The sequence below is a fragment of the Pengzhenrongella sp. genome, assembly GCF_036565025.1.
In the GTDB taxonomy this organism is placed as follows: Bacteria; Actinomycetota; Actinomycetes; order Actinomycetales; family Cellulomonadaceae; genus Pengzhenrongella.
Window position 1 is genome coordinate 1 of record NZ_DATCNW010000346.1, and the last position, 19,494, is coordinate 19,494.

General features: G+C 70.4%; 23 protein-coding genes, 1 pseudogene and 1 riboswitch. Of the genes and pseudogenes, 17 read left to right on the forward strand and 7 right to left on the reverse strand.

The window, feature by feature from the left end:
• The 12 genes from VIM26_RS19810 to VIM26_RS19865 form a co-directional block, all read left to right on the forward strand.
• Positions 1-328: nitroreductase/quinone reductase family protein (locus VIM26_RS19810; protein ID WP_331954439.1), on the forward strand; the 328-nt coding region annotated here is incomplete at its 5' end.
• Between the two features lie 21 nt (positions 329-349).
• On the forward strand, positions 350-865 hold the full coding sequence (locus VIM26_RS19815) for a DinB family protein (RefSeq protein WP_331954441.1): 516 nt from the start codon (positions 350-352) through the stop codon (positions 863-865).
• A gap of 90 nt (positions 866-955) precedes the next feature.
• The gene (locus tag VIM26_RS19820) at positions 956-1,315 is read left to right on the forward strand and encodes a metalloregulator ArsR/SmtB family transcription factor (RefSeq protein ID WP_331954443.1); all 360 of its coding nucleotides are present in this window, start codon (positions 956-958) and stop codon (positions 1,313-1,315) included.
• A gap of 36 nt (positions 1,316-1,351) precedes the next feature.
• Positions 1,352-1,837, forward strand: coding sequence for an SRPBCC family protein (locus VIM26_RS19825; RefSeq protein ID WP_331954445.1), 486 nt, complete (start codon positions 1,352-1,354; stop codon positions 1,835-1,837).
• Positions 1,838-2,853: 1,016 nt separating this feature from the next.
• Positions 2,854-3,786, forward strand: coding sequence for an ABC transporter permease (locus VIM26_RS19830; RefSeq protein ID WP_331954447.1), 933 nt, complete (start codon positions 2,854-2,856; stop codon positions 3,784-3,786).
• Positions 3,783-4,709 carry an ABC transporter permease gene (locus VIM26_RS19835; RefSeq protein WP_331954449.1) on the forward strand — a complete coding sequence of 309 codons (927 nt, stop codon included), beginning with the start codon at positions 3,783-3,785 and terminating at the stop codon, positions 4,707-4,709. The genes VIM26_RS19830 and VIM26_RS19835 overlap by 4 nt, the downstream gene beginning before the upstream one ends.
• A complete protein-coding gene (locus VIM26_RS19840) occupies positions 4,706-6,463 on the forward strand; it encodes an ABC transporter ATP-binding protein (protein ID WP_331954451.1) in 1,758 nt (585 codons plus the stop codon). Before VIM26_RS19835 ends, VIM26_RS19840 begins: the two co-directional genes overlap by 4 nt.
• A gap of 93 nt (positions 6,464-6,556) precedes the next feature.
• Entirely contained in the window at positions 6,557-8,188 is a 1,632-nt protein-coding gene (locus tag VIM26_RS19845) for an ABC transporter substrate-binding protein (RefSeq protein ID WP_331954453.1), read from the forward strand.
• Complete coding sequence (locus VIM26_RS19850; RefSeq protein WP_414696529.1) at positions 8,185-8,721, forward strand: flavin reductase family protein; 537 nt, start codon at positions 8,185-8,187, stop codon at positions 8,719-8,721. Before VIM26_RS19845 ends, VIM26_RS19850 begins: the two co-directional genes overlap by 4 nt.
• Positions 8,722-9,099: 378 nt before the next feature.
• Positions 9,100-9,384, forward strand: a complete 285-nt coding sequence (locus tag VIM26_RS19855) for a DUF6308 family protein (protein ID WP_331954482.1) — start codon at positions 9,100-9,102, stop codon at positions 9,382-9,384.
• A gap of 179 nt (positions 9,385-9,563) precedes the next feature.
• Positions 9,564-10,409 (forward strand): hypothetical protein, encoded by an 846-nt coding sequence (locus tag VIM26_RS19860; protein ID WP_331954455.1) that lies wholly within the window; start codon positions 9,564-9,566, stop codon positions 10,407-10,409.
• Positions 10,406-11,209 carry an isocitrate lyase/phosphoenolpyruvate mutase family protein gene (locus VIM26_RS19865; protein ID WP_331954457.1) on the forward strand — a complete coding sequence of 268 codons (804 nt, stop codon included), beginning with the start codon at positions 10,406-10,408 and terminating at the stop codon, positions 11,207-11,209. Before VIM26_RS19860 ends, VIM26_RS19865 begins: the two co-directional genes overlap by 4 nt.
• Positions 11,210-11,253: 44 nt before the next feature.
• Here VIM26_RS19865 and VIM26_RS19870 read toward each other — a convergent pair whose 3' ends face one another.
• Positions 11,254-11,502 (reverse strand): hypothetical protein, encoded by a 249-nt coding sequence (locus VIM26_RS19870; RefSeq protein WP_331954459.1) that lies wholly within the window; start codon positions 11,500-11,502, stop codon positions 11,254-11,256.
• 3 nt (positions 11,503-11,505) lie between these two features.
• Here VIM26_RS19870 and VIM26_RS19875 point away from each other — a divergent pair, with 3 nt between their 5' ends.
• On the forward strand, positions 11,506-12,003 hold the full coding sequence (locus VIM26_RS19875; RefSeq protein WP_331954461.1) for an aminoglycoside phosphotransferase family protein: 498 nt from the start codon (positions 11,506-11,508) through the stop codon (positions 12,001-12,003).
• A 79-nt stretch (positions 12,004-12,082) separates the two neighbouring features.
• Here the strand turns inward: VIM26_RS19875 and VIM26_RS19880 are convergent, their stop codons facing one another.
• The 4 genes from VIM26_RS19880 to VIM26_RS19895 all read right to left on the reverse strand — a co-directional run bounded on the left by VIM26_RS19880 (position 12,083) and on the right by VIM26_RS19895 (position 13,759).
• Positions 12,083-12,427 (reverse strand): type II toxin-antitoxin system HicB family antitoxin, encoded by a 345-nt coding sequence (locus VIM26_RS19880; RefSeq protein WP_331954463.1) that lies wholly within the window; start codon positions 12,425-12,427, stop codon positions 12,083-12,085.
• Complete coding sequence (locus VIM26_RS19885) at positions 12,424-12,669, reverse strand: toxin HicA (protein ID WP_331954465.1); 246 nt, start codon at positions 12,667-12,669, stop codon at positions 12,424-12,426. Before VIM26_RS19885 ends, VIM26_RS19880 begins: the two co-directional genes overlap by 4 nt.
• Before the next feature lie 137 nt (positions 12,670-12,806).
• Entirely contained in the window at positions 12,807-13,178 is a 372-nt protein-coding gene (locus VIM26_RS19890; protein WP_331954467.1) for a hypothetical protein, read from the reverse strand.
• Between the two features lie 155 nt (positions 13,179-13,333).
• Positions 13,334-13,759, reverse strand: a complete 426-nt coding sequence (locus VIM26_RS19895) for a CBS domain-containing protein (RefSeq protein WP_331954469.1) — start codon at positions 13,757-13,759, stop codon at positions 13,334-13,336.
• Positions 13,760-13,924: 165 nt separating this feature from the next.
• Between VIM26_RS19895 and VIM26_RS19900 the strand changes: the two are divergent.
• The 3 genes and pseudogenes from VIM26_RS19900 to VIM26_RS19910 form a co-directional block, all read left to right on the forward strand.
• Positions 13,925-14,053, forward strand: a pseudogene (locus VIM26_RS19900) (isocitrate lyase/phosphoenolpyruvate mutase family protein); the annotation flags it as partial.
• Positions 14,053-14,688, forward strand: a complete 636-nt coding sequence (locus VIM26_RS19905) for a hypothetical protein (protein WP_331954470.1) — start codon at positions 14,053-14,055, stop codon at positions 14,686-14,688. The pseudogene VIM26_RS19900 and the gene VIM26_RS19905, both read left to right, overlap by 1 nt.
• Positions 14,685-15,224, forward strand: coding sequence for a hypothetical protein (locus VIM26_RS19910; RefSeq protein ID WP_331954472.1), 540 nt, complete (start codon positions 14,685-14,687; stop codon positions 15,222-15,224). Before VIM26_RS19905 ends, VIM26_RS19910 begins: the two co-directional genes overlap by 4 nt.
• Positions 15,225-15,292: 68 nt before the next feature.
• Here the strand turns inward: VIM26_RS19910 and VIM26_RS19915 are convergent, their stop codons facing one another.
• Together VIM26_RS19915 and VIM26_RS19920 are read right to left on the reverse strand one after the other, a co-directional pair.
• Positions 15,293-16,249: a hypothetical protein gene (locus tag VIM26_RS19915; protein ID WP_331954474.1), complete on the reverse strand. Its 957-nt coding sequence runs from the start codon at positions 16,247-16,249 to the stop codon at positions 15,293-15,295.
• An 11-nt stretch (positions 16,250-16,260) separates the two neighbouring features.
• Positions 16,261-17,412, reverse strand: coding sequence for an LLM class flavin-dependent oxidoreductase (locus VIM26_RS19920; protein WP_331954476.1), 1,152 nt, complete (start codon positions 17,410-17,412; stop codon positions 16,261-16,263).
• Positions 17,413-17,749: 337 nt separating this feature from the next.
• Positions 17,750-17,858, reverse strand: a riboswitch (SAM riboswitch).
• A 180-nt stretch (positions 17,859-18,038) separates the two neighbouring features.
• Between VIM26_RS19920 and VIM26_RS19925 the strand changes: the two genes are divergently transcribed.
• On the forward strand, positions 18,039-19,454 hold the full coding sequence (locus VIM26_RS19925) for a hypothetical protein (RefSeq protein ID WP_331954478.1): 1,416 nt from the start codon (positions 18,039-18,041) through the stop codon (positions 19,452-19,454).
• Positions 19,455-19,494 lie beyond the last annotated feature (40 nt).

Here is a 19,494-nt window from a genome sequence, read left to right on the forward strand (position 1 = left end):
ACTGCTGCTCCTGCACACGGTGGGAGCACGCAGTGGCGCGCCCAGGGTGAACCCGATGATGTACCTGCCCGACGGCGGTCGGTACGTGGTCTTCGCCTCGAAGGGCGGGGCGGACACCAACCCCGCCTGGTACCACAACCTGATCGCGCACCCCGAGACGGTGATCGAGGTCGGCGACGAGACCGTGCAGGTCCAGGCCCGCGAGGCGCACGGAGACGAGCACGACGAGCTGTACGCCCGGCAGGCCGCGCTGTATCCGGGGTTTGCGGCCTACCAGGCGAGGACCGCCCGAGTGATCCCGGTCCTCGTGCTCACGCGGCAACAGTGACCGCTGCACCACAATGAGGCCATGACCTGGATCGCGCCCACCCCGAACCCCGTCGACGGTCCCCTCCTCGGGGACGACCGGCCGATCCTGGAGGGCTTCCTCGCCTGGCAGCGGAGCACCCTGCTCAACATCTGCGCGGGCCTGACCGGGGAACAGCTCGCGCAGCGCGCGGTGCCGTCGTCGAACCTCTCGTTGCTCGGCCTGGTGCGGCACATGGCCAAGGTCGAGCGCACCTGGTTTCGCCAACGCGTCGCGGGTGACGAGGTGGGTCCGCTGTACGACCCGGACCTCGGGCCCGACGCCGACTTCAACGACCTGTTCCCGGCCCTCGCCGAGCACGACTTCGCGCGGTTCGCCGAGGAGTGTCGACTCGCCGACGCCGCCGCGGCGGAGCTGCCGTTCGACCACACCTTCACCGTGCGCGACGACACGTACTCGCTGCGGTTCGTCTACGTTCACATGATCGCCGAGTACTCGCGCCACAACGGGCACGCGGACCTGCTGCGCGAGGCCATCGACGGGACGACCGGAGCCTGACCTCCGACGTCGGCCGCGCGAATCCCTTGACATGGGGTCGCGCCAAGCGTATCTCTAGAACATGTCCGTTATGAAACACGGTTGTTATCGATGACTGTCGACCAGCTCAGCTCCGTCGACCAGCTCAGCCTCGTGTTCGGCGCCCTCGCCGACCCCACCCGCCGCGCGATCCTCGCGCGGCTCACCCAGGGGGACGCGAACGTCGGCGAGCTCGCTGCGCCGTTCACCATGTCCCAGCCGGCGGTCTCGCGGCACCTCAAGGTCCTCGAGCAGGCCGGACTCGTCTCGCGCACGCGGCAGGCGACGGCCCGCCTGAGCCACCTCGAGGCGGAGCCGCTCAAGGACGTGACGGTGTGGCTCGCGCGCTACCGCGAGTACTGGGACGAGAGCTTCGAGCGGCTCGACGAGCTGATCGCGACCCTCACCGACAAACGCAGCGACAAGGACTGACCGACTCCAGAATCACCGACACCGAGAGGAATCACCATGGCAACCACGCAGATCACCGCCGATCCGGGCGGGCAGGCCATCACCATCACGCGCGACTTCGACGCGCCGCCGGAGCTGCTCTTCCGGGCGAACACGATCCCCGAGCTGCTCTCCCGGTGGCTGGGACCGCGACGGCTCGTGACGGAGATCGACACCTACGAACTCCGCGACGGCGGTCAGTGGCGGTTCGTCCACCGCGACACCGATGGCACCCCGTACGGCTTCCGTGGCGTCTTCCACGGCACGCCGTCGCTCGACGGCATCGTGCGGACCTTCGAGTTCGAGGGCGCGCCGGGGCACGTCTCGCTCGAGACGCTCACATTCGAGGACCTCGGGAACGGCCGGACGCGGCTGCTCGTCAACGCGGTCCACCAGTCGGGCCAGGCCCGCGACGCCATGATTGCGGCCGGCATGGAGTCCGGCGTCGTCGAGAGCTACGAGCGCCTCGACGAGGTGCTCGCCTCGATGTCCGTCTCGCACTGAACCCAGGCCTCCGAGCCCTGCCCGAACGCAGCGCAGGGCCAGCGAGTGCGCAGAATCTGCTGCTTGAACGGCCCGAATAGCAGCAGATTCAGCGCACTCGCGCGCGTCGCGGCACCCGACACGAGCTTTGGCCCGCTCGGCCACGCGAGTGAGCGGGGGAGGCGTTCCCGCGGGAACGTTGCGGACCTACCGGTCGGGTTTGCGATCCAGAGAGCCTGACCTGTGCCGTCCGAGCGGCTTGGCCATCGGTTCCCGATCGCCAGCTCACGCGAGTGCGCGACTTTGGCTGTTGAAATCGCCCGATCAACAGCCAAAGTCGCGCACTCGCGTAGTTGTTGCTGGCAGAGGCGACGGCGCGACCGCTCGCGAGATCCGGCCAGGATCCCGCGGGAACGTTCGTGACCGACCGACCGACCGACCGGCAGACGCTCGCGAGTGCGGGCGTTCTGCTGCTGATCGGACGATGTCAACAGCAGCACACCCGCACTCGCGCTCGAGGTCGGCCCTGCAACGCCCCGTCGGGCGAGGTTGGCGTGCCTGGGGTCCTTCCCGGAGATAGTCAACAGGTGGAAGGAACATCTCGAGATGCGAGATCAGGATCGGCCGTGCACCCCGCCTCCGGTCCAGCATCCGGGACGATCCCGTCCACCGGCTCCTAGGACCAAAGTCCCTGCTATACCTCTCCGGGTCACGGCTCCGGCCGTGCAAGAACCGATCCGGCTCCGGACGGACAGGACCCGAAGGGACGACGCGATGACCGACGCCGCTGCACAGCACCTGCGCTGTCGCACGTCGTCGACCGTCGGCCCGGGTCCGAGGTCGCTGCGCGAACGCGCGCGACGCACGCCCTGCTGTCGATAGCCGACTGAGACCCGAGTCCCGCGCGCACGCGCTGCGATGGCTCGTTGATCTTGCCCGGCGATTCACCGCACCCGCCGCGGGAATCCTTCTCTCACCTCCTCGCCGTGCCCGGACCCAGGAGTCCCCATGCAGCCGCATCTCGTCGTGCCCACCTGATGGCCCGCTACCTCGCCGCCCGCCTCGCAGCGGCCCTCGCCGTGCTGTGGGCGGCATACACCGTCTCGTTCCTCGTGCTCTACGCGCTGCCGGGCGACCCGGTCTCCTCACTGCTCGGCGCCGACTCGTCCGACGTCACACCAGCTCAGCTCGACGCGGTGCGCGCGCAGTACGGGTTCGACCTGCCCCTGCCCGTGCAGTACGTCCAGCAGCTCTGGCGCGTCCTGCACGGCGACCTCGGCAGGTCGGTCGGCACGGGTCGGCCCGTGCTCGACCTGATCGGCGGCGCCATCGGGCCGACCGCGCAGATCGCCGGCGCCGCGCTGGTGCTGGCGATCGTCGTCGGGAGTGCCCTGGCACTGGTTGCGACCGCGGTGCCGAACCGCCGGCTCGGCGCCGCCCTGCTTGGGCTGCCGCCGCTCGGGGTGGCGATCCCGTCGTTCTGGTTCGGCCTGGCTCTCGTGCAGGTGTTCTCGTTCACCTTCCCGATCTTCCCGGCGGTCCGCACCACGGGGCTCGCATCGATCGTGCTGCCGGCCATCACCCTTGCGCTGCCGGCCAGCGCGCTGATCGCCCAGGTCCTCGCCACGAGCCTGCGCCGGACGCTCGCCGAGCCTTACATCGACACCGCCTGGGCCAAGGGCGCGGGCCGGGCGCGCGTACACCTCGGCCACGCCCTGCGCAACGCGGCGTTGCCCGCGCTCACCATCGCCGGGCTGGTCGTCGGTGGGCTGCTGTCCGGGGCGGTGGTCACCGAGACCGTGTTCTCCCGGGCCGGCCTCGGTCGACTGACCGCCACCTCCGTCGGCGCCCAGGACATCCCCGTGGTGCAGGGGCTGGTGGTCTTCGCCGCGGCGGTCTTCGTCGTCGTCAACCTGGTGGTCGACCTCATCTACCCCGTGCTCGACCCGCGAATCCTGAGGACGCCATGACCCAGCTCGCCACCCGGGTCCCCGCGCGCCCCGCGGCCTCCCGCCCGGCCGACGACGCCGCCGTCACCCCCGCCGGGCAGCTGCGAACCCGTCGCCGCCTGCTCGACGCCGCCGCGGCGATCGCCCGCCGGCCAGCGCTCGTGCTCGCGGCCGTCTGGCTGCTCGCGGTTGTCCTCGCAGCCATCGCGCCGACAGTCCTCGCCGGGGGCGACCCGCTGGCCGGCGTCCCGGCCGACAAGCTCGCGCCGCCGTCCCCCGGGCACCTGTTCGGGACCGACCAGCTCGGCCGGGACCTGCTCACCCGGGTCGTGCACGGCACCGGCCTGACCCTGCGCGGCGCCGTCGTCGCGGTCGCCCTGGGCCTGACGCTCGGCTCGCTCGTCGGCCTCGTCTCGGGCAGCGCCGGGGGGAGGGTCGACGACGTCATCATGCGCGGCGTCGACGTGCTGCTGGCCATCCCGAGCCTGCTGCTCTCGCTGGCGATCATCACGGCCCTGGGCTTCGGGACCGTCAACGTCGCGATCGCCGTCGGGTTGGCGAGCGTCGCCTCGATCGCGCGCGTGATGCGCTCGGAGGTGCTGCGCGTGCGCGGCTCGGCGTACGTCGAGGCGGCGCACGCCTACGGAGGCCGGCCGCTGAGCGTTCTGCTGCGGCACGTGCTGCCGAACGCCGCGGGACCGGTCGTGGCTCTTGCGGCCCTCGAGCTCGGCACGGCGATCCTCGCCATCTCCTCGCTCAGCTTCCTCGGGTTCGGCGAGCCGCCGCCTGCGCCGGAGTGGGGCGCCCTGGTCGCCGGCGGGCGCGACTACCTCGCGACGGCATGGTGGCTGACGACCTTGCCCGGAGTGACCATCGCGCTCAGCGTGCTGGCCGCGAACCACGTCGCAAGAGCCCTCGACGGCGGACGGGAGAGCGACCGATGACCGCGAACCTGCTCGAGATCACCGACCTGGCGGTCTCGTACCGCAGCCAGCACGGCGACATCGACGCCGTGCGCGGCGTGTCGCTCACCGTGCGGGCAGGCGAGACCGTCGCCGTCGTCGGGGAGTCGGGCTCCGGGAAGTCGACGCTCGCGCACGCGATCGTCGGGCTGCTCGCGCCGTCGGCCCGCGTCACCGCCGGTCGGGTCGAGCTCGGCGGCCGGAACCTGCTCACTACGTCCCGGCGCGAGCTGAGGGCGACCCGCGGCCGGCAGATCGGCCTGGTGCCGCAGGACCCGACGGTCTCTCTCAACCCGGTCAAGCGCGTGGGCGAGCAGGTCGCCGAGGTGCTACGAATCCACGGCCTCGCCGACCGCCGGACCGCGCACCTCGAGGCCGTCGAGGCGCTGCGCCGCGCGGGCCTGCCCGACCCGGAGCTCCGCGCGCGGCAGTACCCGCACGAGCTGTCCGGCGGGATGCGCCAGCGCGTGCTGATCGCGATCGCGATCGTCGCATCCCCGCAGCTGATCATCGCCGACGAGCCGACGAGCGCCCTGGACGTCACCGTGCAGCGCCAGATCCTCGACCACCTCGAGCGGCTCACCGCGGCGGCCGGCACAGGCGTGCTGCTCATCACCCACGACCTCGGGGTCGCGGCCGACCGCGCCCAGCGGATCGTCGTCATGTCGCAGGGGCGGGTCGTGGAGGAGGGCACGCCCGACGACGTGCTCGGCCGCCCGAGCCACCCGTACACCCGCGCGCTCATCGCGGCGGCCCCGAGCCTGAACACCGACCGGGTGCTGGTCCGCGAGCGTCGCGCGGGCGCCGGGCCGTCGGCGCTGGGTTCGGATGCGCTGGAATCGGTCGCGCGCGGTCTGCCCGGTGATCCCTTCGCCCGGCCCGCCGAACCGCGGCGCGACGCCGAGCGGTCAATGCCGAACCGGCCGGATGTCCTTGCCGTGGAGCACCTGGTCAAGGACTTCCGGCTGTCGCGCGGCGCGGGCGGCGGGACGCTGCGCGCGGTCGACGACGTCGGCTTCCGGCTGGCCCGGGGACGCACGCTCGCCCTCGTCGGCGAGTCGGGTTCCGGCAAGTCGACGACCGCGCGGCTCGCCCTGCGGCTCGCCGAGCCGACGTCGGGCCGGATCATCCTCGACGGCGTCGACGTCACGGCGACCCGTGGGGCGGCGCTGCGCGCGTTGCGCCGCCGGGTGCAGATCGTCTACCAGAACCCGTACGCGTCCCTGAACCCGCGGCTGTCGGTCGAGGAGCTCGTGACCGACCCGCTGCGTGCGTTCGCTCTCGGCACCCCGGCGCAGCGTCGGGCGCGGGCGGCCGCGCTCCTCGACGTCGTCGCGCTGCCGGCCGCGGTGCTGCGCCGCCGGTCTGCCGAGCTGTCCGGGGGGCAGCGGCAGCGGGTCGCGATCGCCCGCGCGCTGGCGCTCAACCCGGAGCTGCTCGTCCTCGACGAGCCCGTCTCCGCGCTGGACGTCTCGGTGCAGGCGCAGATCCTCGACCTGCTCATGACCCTGCAGGCCGAGCTCGGGCTCGGCTACCTGTTCATCTCCCACGACCTCGCCGTCGTGCGGCAGATCGCGCACGACGTCGCGGTCATGCAGCGCGGGCGGATCGTCGAGCGCGGCGAGGTCGAGGCGGTGTTCGCGTCCCCGCAGGACCCGTACACCGCCGAGCTCCTCGCGGCGATCCCCGGCCGGCGCGCGGCCGCAGCGGTCCTGGTTGCCGGGGGTGCGTCATGACGGCGTCGTGTCCATGCGGTCCACGACCCCTCGTCGTGGACCGCACGCGCCCGCCGTAGCCGCTGACCTTTGCCGCACCCAAGGAGAACGACGATGCATCCCCGAACACGTCCCGCCCTGGCCGTCCTGGCGCTGACCACCGCACTGACCCTGTCGCTCACCGCGTGCGGCACCGAGAGCGGAGCGAACGCCGCCGCGCAGGGGTCAGGGTCGGGCGCCCCGGTCGACGGCGGCGACCTGACGTTCGCGATCGCGAACGACCCGATCTCGCTGAACCCGTCGGGCACCGGATCCGGCAACGACACGTTCTACGTGACCCGCCAGCTCGTCGACTCGCTGATCTGGCAGGACCCGAAGGACGGGTCGCTCAAGCCGTGGCTCGCGACAAAATGGTCCGCGAACGCCGACGCGACGGTCTTCACCTTTACCCTCCGCGACGGCGTCACGTTCTCCGACGGCTCGCCGTTCACGGCCACCAGCGTCAAGGACACCTTCGACGACGCGGTCAAGGCCGGCGCGCTCAGCCAAGCGGCCTCGCTGCTCGCCGGGTACAAGGAGTCGAAGGTCACCGGCAAGCACACCCTCGAGGTGCACTTCTCGAAGCCGAACGCCGCCTTCCCGCAGGCCGCGTCGTCGGTTGCGCTCGGCGTGCTCTCCGCGAAGACCCTCGCGATCCCATTCGAAGATCGAGCGTCGGGCAAGGGCGTCGTCGGGACCGGGCCGTTCGTGCTGGACCACTACACCAAGGACGTCGAGACGGTCCTCAAGCAGCGTGACGAGTACGCGTGGGGTCCTGACGGGCGCGCGAATACCAAGGCCGCGCACGTCGAGAAGGTGACGTTCCAGGTCATCCCGGAGGCGGGTGTCCGCACCGGCAGCCTGTCGTCCGAGCAGGTCGACGTCGCCGGCGGCGTCCCGCCGTCGGACATCCAGACGCTGCGTGACGCGAAGCTCGAGCTCGTGACCCGCGCCAACCCCGGCGTCGTGTTCGGGCTGTCGTTCAACGAGGCGAGCCCGCTCGGGAAGGACCCGGCCGTGCGGGAGGCCGTCTCGCTCGCCATCGACCCGACCGAGGTGCGCGACACCGCCCTCACCAAGGAGTTCGCCGTCGCGACCAGCGTGCTCTCGCACACGACGCCGGGGGCGGTCGACCTGAGCAAGGACCTGGTGACCGATCCCGCGAAGGCGAAGAGCGTCCTGGAGGATGCCGGCTGGAAGATCGGCTCCGACGGCCTGTTCGCCAAGGGCGGCAAGTCCCTGAAGCTCCGGATCCCGTGGATCACGAACTTCGGACCGAACCAGACCTCGCTCGAGCTCATCCAGCAACAGCTCAAGAAGGTCGGGATCGGGGTTGACCTGTGGAGCGGGCCGGTGCCGGACTTCGTCGAGAAGCAGAAGGCGGGCGACTTCGACGCCGCCTGGGGCAACCTCAGTCGGGCCGACGGCGACGTGCTGCGCACCCAGTACTCCGCGGGCGCGACCGACTTCTACAAGATCGAGGACCCCGAGCTGGAGGGGCTGCTCGGCAAGCAGCTCGCGACGTCCGACGGGCCCGCGCGCATCGCGCTCGTCGCCAAGGTGCAGGAGCGGCTGCTCGCCCGGCACGACGAGGTCCCCGTGCACGAGCTCACGACGATCCTCGGCGCACAGCCCACGGTGCACGGCCTCGAGCTGGGCGCCGACTCGAGGCTCGACCAGCTCACCAGCGTCTGGATCTCGAAGTGACCGCGCTGCAGGCACACACCCACCTCGACAGCCACCTCGACCGTCCGCTCGACAGCGAGTCGTACAAGACGGTGTTCCGTCAGCACCCGGCGGGGGTCGCGGTGGTGACCCTGCGCGATCCGGTGGGCAACCCGCTGGGGTTCACGGCGACGTCGGTCATCTCGGTGTCGGCGGCCCCGCCGCTGCTCGCATTCTCGATCGCCTCGACGTCGTCGTCCTGGCCGGCCCTCTCGCGGGCGGCGACCCTGGTGGTGAGCTTCCTCGCCGAGGACCAGGACGACGTCGCGGCGCGGTTCGCGACCAGCGGGATCGACCGGTTTGCCGCGGGCGGGTGGAGCCGGCTGCCGACGGGGGAGCCGGTCATCGAGGGCGCCCTGACCCGGGTGCGCGGTCGGGTGCTCCAGCGCACCGCCGCCGGCGGCAGCTTCCTGGTCTCGGTGCTAGCCCTGGATTCCGACACCCGCCCGGGCTCCAGCCCCCTCGTCTACCACGACCGCTCCTACCACCGCCTCAGCGACGACACCGCGATCTGATCGCTCGACGCGATCGGGCATCCGCCCGACAATTCTCCAACTCGCAGCGTCCGAGCATTTGACGACGGGGGGGGCGGACACGCAGCGGATCAACACTGGGTTGGGGAAAACCCGTTGGCACGCCCGCAATGAGGAAGGACCTCGCCTACGACCCGCCGGGAACCTCGCCACCATCACGGGCGCCAACGGGTCCACCGAGATGCGCGGCTACGACACTGATTCTATGTCCGGACTCAGTTTCTGACTGCGGTGACCGACGAGTATGGCCCCACCGTGGTCATGAGTAGTCAAGTGCGAGGCAAGCGATGAGAAACCACCTTGTTCGCCTGCTGCTCGCGATCATCGCGGGGCCAATTCGGCGACGCCTCCAGCGCCGCCATGCCCAAAGGGTCGTTCTCGGGTGCGCACCTCGAGAGATTCGGCGGCGGTGGCAATCGGCCAGATTCGGCGAACACCTTCATGGCCGACGGTGTCGTGGCCATCACAATGCTCGGGGTCGGCCACTCTGGCGATGCCGCGGTCGAACTGCTGGAGACGCGGGCCATCGAGTTCTCGGAGTTGCTGATTGCGATCAGCTCAGAGAAGACTTTCGTCGAACTCGCGGCGGAAGAAGTTGGCGACGGATGGGCGATCCGCTCCCTGTATCGCCGGCCGGCTCTCTGATCGCGGGTCGGCCAACGCGAAGCGCCTCGAGCATCTGCGCAACCAGGCGGGCCTTGGATCGCGGATCTCCATGCTGCGCTTCGATGTGCTAGCGCGTTGGCTCAGGCAAGACAGAGATCCGCGCCCACCGAACAGCCCGGCGTGGGTTGTCGCCCATAGACGGTCGCCAGTTCACCCGAATGCCCGGCAATGTGTTCACCCCGGGTGACCCGAGATCACCCGGTTGCTGCTGGTCAAGTACCGATATCTCCGATGGTCCGGTCGCTACCATTCGCGAAGAAGCAGACCTTCGTGGGCTGGTTCTCGGGCCGGAAGCCACCGGTACCTGCCGCACCGCCTCGTCCCGCACAAGCACCTGCCCGGCGGCGGTTAAATCGGACAAGAGAAAGTTTGGGATTCCGGTGAAAGCAACGCTAAGAAGGGTGATACTGTGGCCGGCTCTAGTCACAGTCGTTTGCCTCGCCGCGATTGGGGCACTCGGGGTGGTTCGGGCAATAGATACATTCCCGAACCTCTCTCTGTTTGGTACGGAGTCGGAGGCTCGAAACACGCAGGTAGTCAATTCCGTAACCCGCCATGAGCAGGTCGTGCTCTTGGGCCTGGGAATTCAGGGTATATCTGACAAGAATACGAGTGGCACTCTCTTTGGAATGGAGATTCCTGGAAGCGATAGGGTGTCGTTCCTCAAGTATGAATTCGAAGCCAAATTGGGCATAGATGGTCAAGAGGTGAAAATAAGGCAAACAGGAGAGGATGCGTTTCTGGTTTCCATTCCAGAATTCATCTTCATTGGTCACGACAATGAAAGTTTCAAAGTGGCCGCCGAAAGCAATGATGCCCTAAGTTGGACAACGCCAAAGATCGACACTGTCAAGATGATTAACAAAGTGCTCGACGATGACGCCAAGGAACAGTACATCGATTCCAATGAAGCGATCTTGAGAGATCAGGCAAAAGCCTTTTACACCGGCATTATTACAAGCATCGACTCAACAATTGTCGTTGAGTTCGAGTTCCGCCGTTGACGACCGATAAGGCAGCCGCCCTCCTTGCCCTGCACGTGGGGCCCGGCTTCGTGCTCCCCAACGCCTGGGACGCCGGGTCCGCCCGGATTCTCGAGCAGGTCGGCTTCCCCGCCATCGCCACGACCAGCGCGGGTATCGCTTGGTCCTGCGGAGTCCCGGACGGAGGGGCGATTGACCGCGACACGATGCTCGAGCACGTCGGTCGCATCGTGGCCGCGGTGGGCGTGCCCGTGACCGCGGACCTCGAAGACGGGTACGGCGCCACCGCGGACGACGTCGGCCGCACCGTCTCCCGGGCAGTGGAGCTCGGGGTGGTGGGTTGCAACCTGGAGGACGCCGCGAAGGGTGGGCTGTTCGGCATCGATGAGGCCGTGGACCGCATCGCGGCCGCCCGGGCGGCCGCGCCCAGGGGCACCTTCGTGCTCAACGCCCGCACTGACACCTACTTCGCCGGTGCGAGCGACGACGCGTTCGCCGAGACGGTCGAGCGGGCGGTCCGATACGTCGAGGCAGGGGCCGACTGCGTCTTCGTACCCGGCGTCGTCGAGGAGGACACGATCCGGCGGCTGGCCGCAGCCATCCCCGCCCCGCTCAACGTGGTGGCCGGGCTGGCGAATCTCATCGATGCGCCCACGCTCTTCTCGCTCGGCGTCAAGCGGGTCAGCCTCGGCGGCAGCCTGGCCCGAGCCACGCTCAGCATGTTGGAGCGCGCCGGCCGGGAGCTGCTCGACTCCGGAACCCTCGGCTTCCTCGACGGTGCGATTGCTTATCCCGACCTGCAGCGACGCTTTGGCTCTTGATCGCGCCCCTGCAAGGGCGCGAAGGGGGTGTGGTCGGGCGGGTGCTAGTGCGAGAACGCGACCACCGGCGCGCGGTCTCGCGTAACCGGAGCGACCTCGAACCACGCCTGCGCGAGCAGCTCGAACGAGCCCGCGGTGTCCCGCGGGTCGGGCGCGATGCTCGTCACGATCAGCTCGTCCGCGCCGGTCGCGACCTGGAGTGCCTCGAGGCGGCCCACGACGTTTGCGGGTGTGCCGACGAAGCGGGTGCTCAGGCGGTTCTCGCCTCCGCGCTCGCGGCGATCCGCGAACACGGGGTGCCTGCACCCGAACTCCTCGCGATGGACGAGGACGGCGCCGAGACCGGGGTGCGGTGCACGCTTACGTCCGCCCTCACCGGGCAGCCGGACCTGACCCCGGCAGATATGCAGTCCTGGCTGGGCCAACTCGCGAGCACGCAGGCCGCGATCCACGCCGTACCCGACCACCCGCGGGCCCGGTGGGATGGGTGGTACGGCAATGGCGCACCGACGCCTTCGCCGGACCGGTACGGCGTTCGGTACCGCCCACTGGACTGGCTGGCCGACCGCGGCCTGCGTGACGCCGCCCGCGAGGCTGCCTCGGGGCCGCTTGGTGACGAAAAGGTCCTGGTCCACGGCGACTACCAGCAATTCGATGTGCTGTGGTGTGACGACCGACTCACCGGCGTCGTGGATTCGCCGAACGCGGCCACCGATCGCGCCTACGGCGCGCACGCTCGACCAAACGCCGCCACCCAAGTCACCAGGGGGACCAGCACTGATCGACCGTTGTGAGATGTCGAGCGACCCAGCGCTGAGCGACAGTCGGGTTGCGACACCCGCCGGCACCGCGTGGTCTGCGAGTCGTGGCAAGTCAGGATGCGTTGGTGAGCCGTCGGACGAGGTACTGGTTCAGGCTGAGGTGCTCCTCGGCGGCCTGCATGGCGAGCCGTCGGTGGAGTTGTTCGCCGACGCGGAGGTTGAACTTGCCTGAGTAGGTCCGCGACGATAGCGGCTCCGGGACGAGCTCTTCACTGTCATGCAGGTCGTGGACGACTTCGGCGATCAGGTCACGAAGACCGCGCAGCGCGTCCTCCTGGGTGATGGCGAGCCAGGACAGCGAGGGGAACTCCGGGCAGGTGGCAACGTACTCGCCGTCTTCGGCGGACCAGGTGACCCGGTAGGTGTAGCGGGTGATGTCTATGCCGGTGTCGCTCATGAAGCTCCCTCCAACTTGTCGATCGCGGCGAGGACCTGCCGGACCTGGTACGCCTTGGCCTGTCCGTGGTGGTTCTGGATATTGACGCGCGGGTCGCCCGGCCAGGGGGTCTTGAACACTGCGTGGGACCCGCCGGTGCGCGGTGGACCGAAGTAGTGCTGGCAGACCTTGACCAGGTCGTCGTAGCGGATGTTGCGCGGGTTGGCGCGCATCGTGGCGACGATCTTGGCTACCGACGGCACGACTCAATGGTACCGCTGGCGGTACCATTCTGCCATCCGTAGAACTCCTCAACTTGGCGTGATCGGACGTCTCCGCGGCCCCACCCGAACATCGCTTACCGCCACGTAACGACCGCCACCCGGGCGGGTCGTTTCATTCAGCCGAGACCGTCTGCCGTCCCTCTTGCTTCGCGTTGCGGTCGCCTCTGCTTGGCGCGCTCGGCTTCCACGTAGGGACGCGCCAACTCCCATGCGAGATGGCGAAACTCTTCCGGGTTCTCGTCGTACCGCCTGCATTCATCGATCCACTTCTCGAGGTCTGCCCGGACCATGTCGAGCGTCCGGACGTAGATCCCAGGCGGGCCATGGTGGATGAGATGCGGTGATTCGGGATTGTACGCCATAGAGAGCCCATGGATGTGCTGGAGCCCCGGCTCCACCATGGTCCCTTCCCGGACGACCGGGCCTACCACCAGATCAAGCTCTTCGGCGTCTGCTGCGGCGGCGTCGGCCACTTCATCCGGAGTCACGCCCAAAGGCTGGGCGTCACCCGTAGCGTCTGCCTGGGAGGTGACAAGCGCCTGGTCTCCGCGGCCCGGCGCCTACCTGCTGCCGAGCAGGGCAGTGTCGAAGCACGCGTCGCGATGGCCGGGGGCCTGAAGGAATCGGGTACCCGGCTCGCCGCTCACCCGGTGATGTAGGCCGTGAGCTGGTCGCGCTCCGCCTGGAGCTCGGTGAGCCGGTGCTTGATCAAGTCGCCGATGCTCACGATCCCCACCAGATGGCCGTCCACGACAACCGGCACGTGCCGGATGCGGAGTTCGGTCATGGCCGCCATCAGATCCTCCACGCTGTCCTCGGGCCCGCAGGTGTGCACGTTGGCGGTCATGATCGCGGACACCGTCAGGTCGAGGACGTTCGAGTCCTCGTTCAGCCGCCGGACGACGTCCCGCTCGCTGACGATGCCGTCGATGTGCAGACCGTCCCGTGAGACCACGAGCGCGCCGATGCGGTACTCACCCAGGACAGCGACCAGCTCGCGGACGGTCTGCTCCGGGAAGATGGTGACGACCGACTCGCCCTTGCGCCGCAGCACCTCGGTAATTCGCATGGTCGAAGGACCTCCATCACTCACGTGCCGCGAGCCGGCGTCGTCGCGGACTTCTGGTGTGACGGTACGCCACATGTGTGCGCGGTCGGCCGTCACTGAACCGTCGCGGCGAAAGCCCCACGGCGCATCTGAGAAGGCTGGCCGGGCCGCCGCCTCACGCGGGCGGTCCGATACGTCGAGGCAGAGGCCGACTGCGTCTTCGTGCCCGGTGTCGTCGAGGAGGACACGATCCGGCGGCTGGCCGCAGCCATCCCGGCCCCGCTCAACACCCGAACCGGGATGATGGAGCCGTGATGACGTGGCCCGAGGCGCGAGACCTCGCCAGGGAGCTGGCCCTTGCCGCGACCGACGGGAAGATCGACTCCTGGATTGCCGGAGCGAATCTCCTTGAGCAGCTCGATGGCAGGTCGTGGCTGCTGCTCGACGCAGCCGCGCGCACCTTCTCCTACACCGACGGGACTCCGGTGGGCGGCACTCGACGGTGGCTGGGTACCTCGGCCGCCGAGCCCACCGGGTTCGTAGCGGCGGTCACCAGCCTCCACGCGGACGGGCGAATCCGACAGCGAGCCGTTCGGATGCTCGCCAAGAGGGACGCCCGCATAGCGGCGATCGCGATCGCCGTCCGCTCGCTCGACCACGTTCCCCAAGTCCGCGACGAAGCGCAGCGCAGCGACGATGACCTGGTGCGGATGCTCGCCGACCGAGCCCCCCGCGTGCGTGCGGCAGCGCGCGGGCGGGTCCAAGGTCGAGGCATCGATGCAGCCGACTGGTACCGGAGGCAGCTCGACCTGCCCACCACTCCGGCGCGCACTCTGGCTGCATGCTTGGACGGTCTCGCCGCGACGGGGGAACCCAGGACCTCGCAGCATTCACCGCGCGGCTGCGTCACCGCAGCGCTCGAGTCCGAGCCGCCGCCGTCACCGGGGTGAGCGCTTGCGCAGCCCGAGAAGAGGCCCTGGTCGCGCTCGAACCGGTCCTGTTGGACTCGAGCCCTCGCGTGAGCGCCGCGGCCGCGCGGGCCCTCGTCCGCCTCCGGGCCCCGCAGGCAACCGCGGAAGTCGCCTGGACCTCCGCGCAGCGATGGAGCAGGCAGGCAGCCTGGTTGCTGAGCCGAGGCGCCGGCAGCTGGGACCGCGTCGAGGCCGACCTGCGAGCGAGAGCGGACGCCGACGCCCGACTAGCGTTCCGTGGGCTCGAAGGCATCCGGAACTGGCTCGGGACCAGCGCCGCGACCACGTACGCCGTCCTGTCGGATGAGCAGCGCGAACGCATCCGCGAACTGCTCGCAACCGACGCTCTCGGCCAGGCCACGCGCCGGGCCGTGGCCTTCCACGCCGGCATCCAGCTTCCGCCGCCCACCGCCATCGCGCCCGAGGACGCGGCTACCGTGCCCGGGGACGCAGCTTCCTTCGTGACGAGGCCGAGGCGCTCTGGGCGATGGCTGCGCCTCGTCCGGCGCCGTTGAAGGGCCGGTCGACCACGCGTTGAAGGTCGACCGCCGTGGGAGGCGGTCCGCGCGACGGGGTGCCGGTGCTAATGCGAGAACGCGACCGCGGGTGCGCGATCGAGGTCTCGTCCGACCGGGACCACGTCGAACCACACCTGCGCGAGGAGCTCGAACGAACGCAGCGCGTCCCGGGGGTCGTGCGCGATGCTCGTCACGATCAGCTCGTCCGCGCCGGTGGCGGCCGACACGATCACGTACGGCTGATCGAGGACGCCGGGCCGGAACGAGCGCCGGTAGGCGGCGACGGTCTCGAGCACTGTCGCAGGGCTGACGTAGTAGTTCGCCGCGAGCGGCAGCCCGAGCTCGGCCGCCGTCCGCGCGCTCTCGCCCCCGGAGGAGGCGAGCACCCAGAGCTCGAAGTCCGCACCCTCGACGGCCGGGCTGGTGTAGCCGGTGTCGTCCACGAGCTCGCCGGAGCGCAGCGCGAGGATCTGCTCGAGCTCCGCGCGCAGCGAGGCCGGCGAGCGCGCGGCGCCGATGACCCGTTGTTGGGCCTTGAGCCGCTCAAGTCGAGCCGGGTCGGAGCCCAGGCCGGGTGGTGCGGCGGGGACGCGGAGCGCGCCCGGATCGTGTGGAGCCGGTCCGGGGAGCGGGGCGCCGTCGTCGGGCGGGGCCGACGGCGGCGTCCACGCGCGGCCCACGCCCAGGTCGACGCGCCCGCGGTGCAGCGCTGCGATGGTGCCGAACTGCTCCGCGGCGAGCAGGGGGCTCGCGGCGACAGCCGCGAGCAGGGGCAGCGTGTCGGGACGCCCGACGACGTCCAGGTCGTAGATCTGGCCCTTGTGCTCGCGCAGCCGCAGGCCCTCGGCCAGGAACAGGAAGTCGAGCTTGGCCGCCTCCGCGTGCCGCGCGAGGTGCTCGAACGAGCTGAACTCGATCCGGCTGGCCGAGCGGGGGTCGCTCCAGACGGTCGTGTCGTTGACGCCCGGGAAGTGGGCGCCGAGGTGGATCTGCTTGCGCGGGCGCGAGGTGCTCGTGGTCATCGCCGCGGTCCTCAGGCGATCGCCGCGTAGCGGTTCGCGGGGCGGGGTAAGCCCAGCGTGTCGCGCAGCGTCGCGCCCGGGTACGCGCGCCGGAACGCGCCGGCATGCTGGAGGAACGGGATCACGCCGTCCACCAGGCCGTGCAGGTCGGTCTCGAGCGAGGCCGGGCGCACCGTGTACCCGTCGACGGCGCCGGCGGCGACACCCTCGCGCAGCACCCGCGCCAGATCCTCGGGCGTCCCGACGTGCACGAGCGAGCCGGTGTCCACGGACGCGCCGTCGAGGTTCTCGAGCAGCGAGCGACGCTCGGCCGACGCCGCGGGGTCGGGCCCGATGATGGCGTAGACGTCGAGCAGGATCCGCAGCTCGGCGGGATCGCGTCCCCACCGCGCGGCCTCCCGGCGGACGTCTGCGGCGGCCTGACCGGCGACGTCCAGGTCGGTCGCGCGGATCCGGACGACGTCGGCGCGCCGCCCCGCGAGCCGGAGCTCCGGCTCGGAGCCGGCCCGCACGACGACGAGCGGCTGGCCCTGCGGCGGACGCGGCGCGGTGGACGGTCCCTTGACGGCGAAGTGCACCCCGTCGAAGTCGACGTAGTGCAGCTTCCCGCGGTCCACGAACCGCCCGGAGGGGACGTCGCGGATCTCGGCGTCGTCCTCCCAGCTGTCCCACAGCCGGGTGACTGCCTCGATCGCCTCGTCGGCCTCGGCGAGGGCCGCGGCCTCCCCTGCGGCGGGTCGCCGTCCGAAGTGGCCCGCCTCCGCCTCGGACGTCGAGACGCCCACCTGCCAGGCGGCGCGGCCCCGGCTGACGGTGTCGATCGTCGCGATCGCCTTGGAGACGTGGAACGGCTCGGTGTGGATCGTGTCGATCGTCGCGACGATGCCGATGCCGGACGACGGCGGTGCCACCCGGGCCGAGATCAGCGCCGCATCGAGGCGACCTGGACGGGTCCCGTTGCGGGGCTGGAGCGAGAACGCGTCGTCGAACAGCACGAAGTCGAGCACGCCGCGCTGCGCGGTCGCCACGAGGGCGGCGAGGCGCTCGGGGTCGAAGGGGCGCTGGCCGCTGGTGCCCTGGGTGCGCCCGACCGCCGGATGGGCGCCGGCGTCGGACAGGTCGACACCGAGGTGCAGCGGACGGGACGGGGAGGCCTTCGGCATGGGGTCATCGCTTTCGCAGGGCAAGGCGGGGCGCGTGAGCGCAGCGGGCGGTACGGGCTCCGCGGCTCGGGTTCGCGCGTCGGGGCGGGAGGGCGTCGCACAGCCGTCCGGCGCTCGCGGGCCGGGATCGGCGTGCGAGGGCAGAGCGGGCAGAGCCCTGAAGGGGAGAGCGGCGGCGGCCTGCGCGGCCTGCGGTCACCGGTTCAACAACACGGACACAGACACGAGCGCAGCAGCGCGCCCGTGGCTGGGCACGGCAAGGACCACGCGGTGCGCGACGGCAGGTCGCGCCTCGTTGTCCGTGCCATGGTCGGTCTCCTTCGTCGACACCTGGTCGACCTCGCGCGTTGCCCCTTGCGGGGCCGAGTCAAGAAGCACCCACAGCGCTCTTGCGAGAAGTGGGTTGCCGGCCAGCGAGCCGGGGCTATCTGCTGGCGCTCTTGACTGCAGTGGTCGGGACGTTAGGCCCGGGGGTGGCCCGAGTCAATGAATACCTGAATGTGCCCACGATGTGGGAACTCCGGGTCCTCAGCGGCGGCTCAGGTTGGGTATGGCAGGATCGGCCGCTCGACCCCATCTACCCAGCAGCGTGACCACGACGTGAAGCGAGCGGAAGGTTCGAGCCGATGACCAAGCCACGCGCGGCGCGATCACTTGGCCGCTCGGCCGTAGCCACCGTCGGATCCTCGCTCACCGCCGGGCTCGTGGTGCTCGCCATGCTGATCACGCTCGCCGGCCCGGCGTCCGCCGACGACTACGGCCCGGCGCGCCGGGCCGCGGAGGCCAGGGCGGCCCACGCAGCGCATGCCGCGGACGCGATCGCGGCGTCGATCGCGGGGCTGACGACCGCCCTCGCGCATGCGTCGCGCGACCTGCGGGCCACCCAGGTGCGCCTGCCGGTCGCACGGGCGGAGCTCGCAGCGGCGAAGGCCGAGCTCGAAGGCGCCCAGCGCGAGGCGATCCTGGACGCCGCGCGGCTCAAGGACGCGAAAGCCCAGGAGGCGGCGATCAGCTCGACGATCGGCGCCGATGATTCGCGCGGGGCGAAAGCCGACCTCGCCGTCGGGCAGCTGGCTCGGCAGGCTTACAAGGGCGAGACGGCCGCCACGAGCATGAGCGTCGTGGTGGGCGCGAAGAGCTCCGCGGACTTCGTCCGCGACTACGAGGTCGTCGCCACTGCGCTGCGCATCCAGACCGAGGCCGTGGCCGAGGCCGAACGGATCAGCGCCGTGGACCGGAACAACCGGGCCCGACTGACCGCGGTCAAGGACCGGGTCGTCGTGCTCAAGGCCGACGCCGACCGAAGGGTGGTCGAGGCCGCCGCCGCCCGCGCCGTGGCCGCCGCCCGGCAGGCAGAGATCGTCAACCTGATCGCGCGGCAGTCCGCGCAGCAAAGACGCGTGACCGTGATGAGGGCGAGGGCCGTAGCCGCGCAGGTGAGGATCAACGCCGAGCGCAGGGCGATCGGCCGAGAGCTCGCGCGCATCCTCGCGGCGCAGGCCGCCGCGGTCGCCGCCCAGCAGCGGGCCTCGCGCGCGAGCAACAGCTGCGTCGCGGTCAGCCCGTCGGCCGGCGCGAGCGCCTCGGGCGCGGGCCTCCCCACGAGCATCGGTCCGTTCGGGGCTCAGCAGGTCATCAATGCCACCCAGGTGGTCATCGCGACGGGCGACCTCGGGCTCGACGTCCGCGGCCAGGTCATCGCCGTGATGACGGCCATCGGCGAGTCGACGCTGATCAATGTGGACTACGGCGACGTCGCCGGCCCGGACAGTCGCGGACTGTTCCAGCAGCGCGCGAACGGTGCCTGGGGCTCCTACTCGGACCGGATGAATCCCCGCATCGCGGCGACGAACTTCGGCAAGGCGCTCCTTCGCGTACCCGGCTGGGAGTCGATGAGCCCGACGCTCGCCGCCCATGCGGTGCAGGGCAACGCGGACCCGTACCACTACGCGCCGTACTGGGGCGACGCCGTGCTCGTCGTCGGCACCCTGCGCGGCGACCCGAACCTGGCCCGTTCCCTGCCCGCGACCGGCGGCTGCTAGCCCCACACCCATAACGTCCGAGCGTTGACGTCCTATAGGA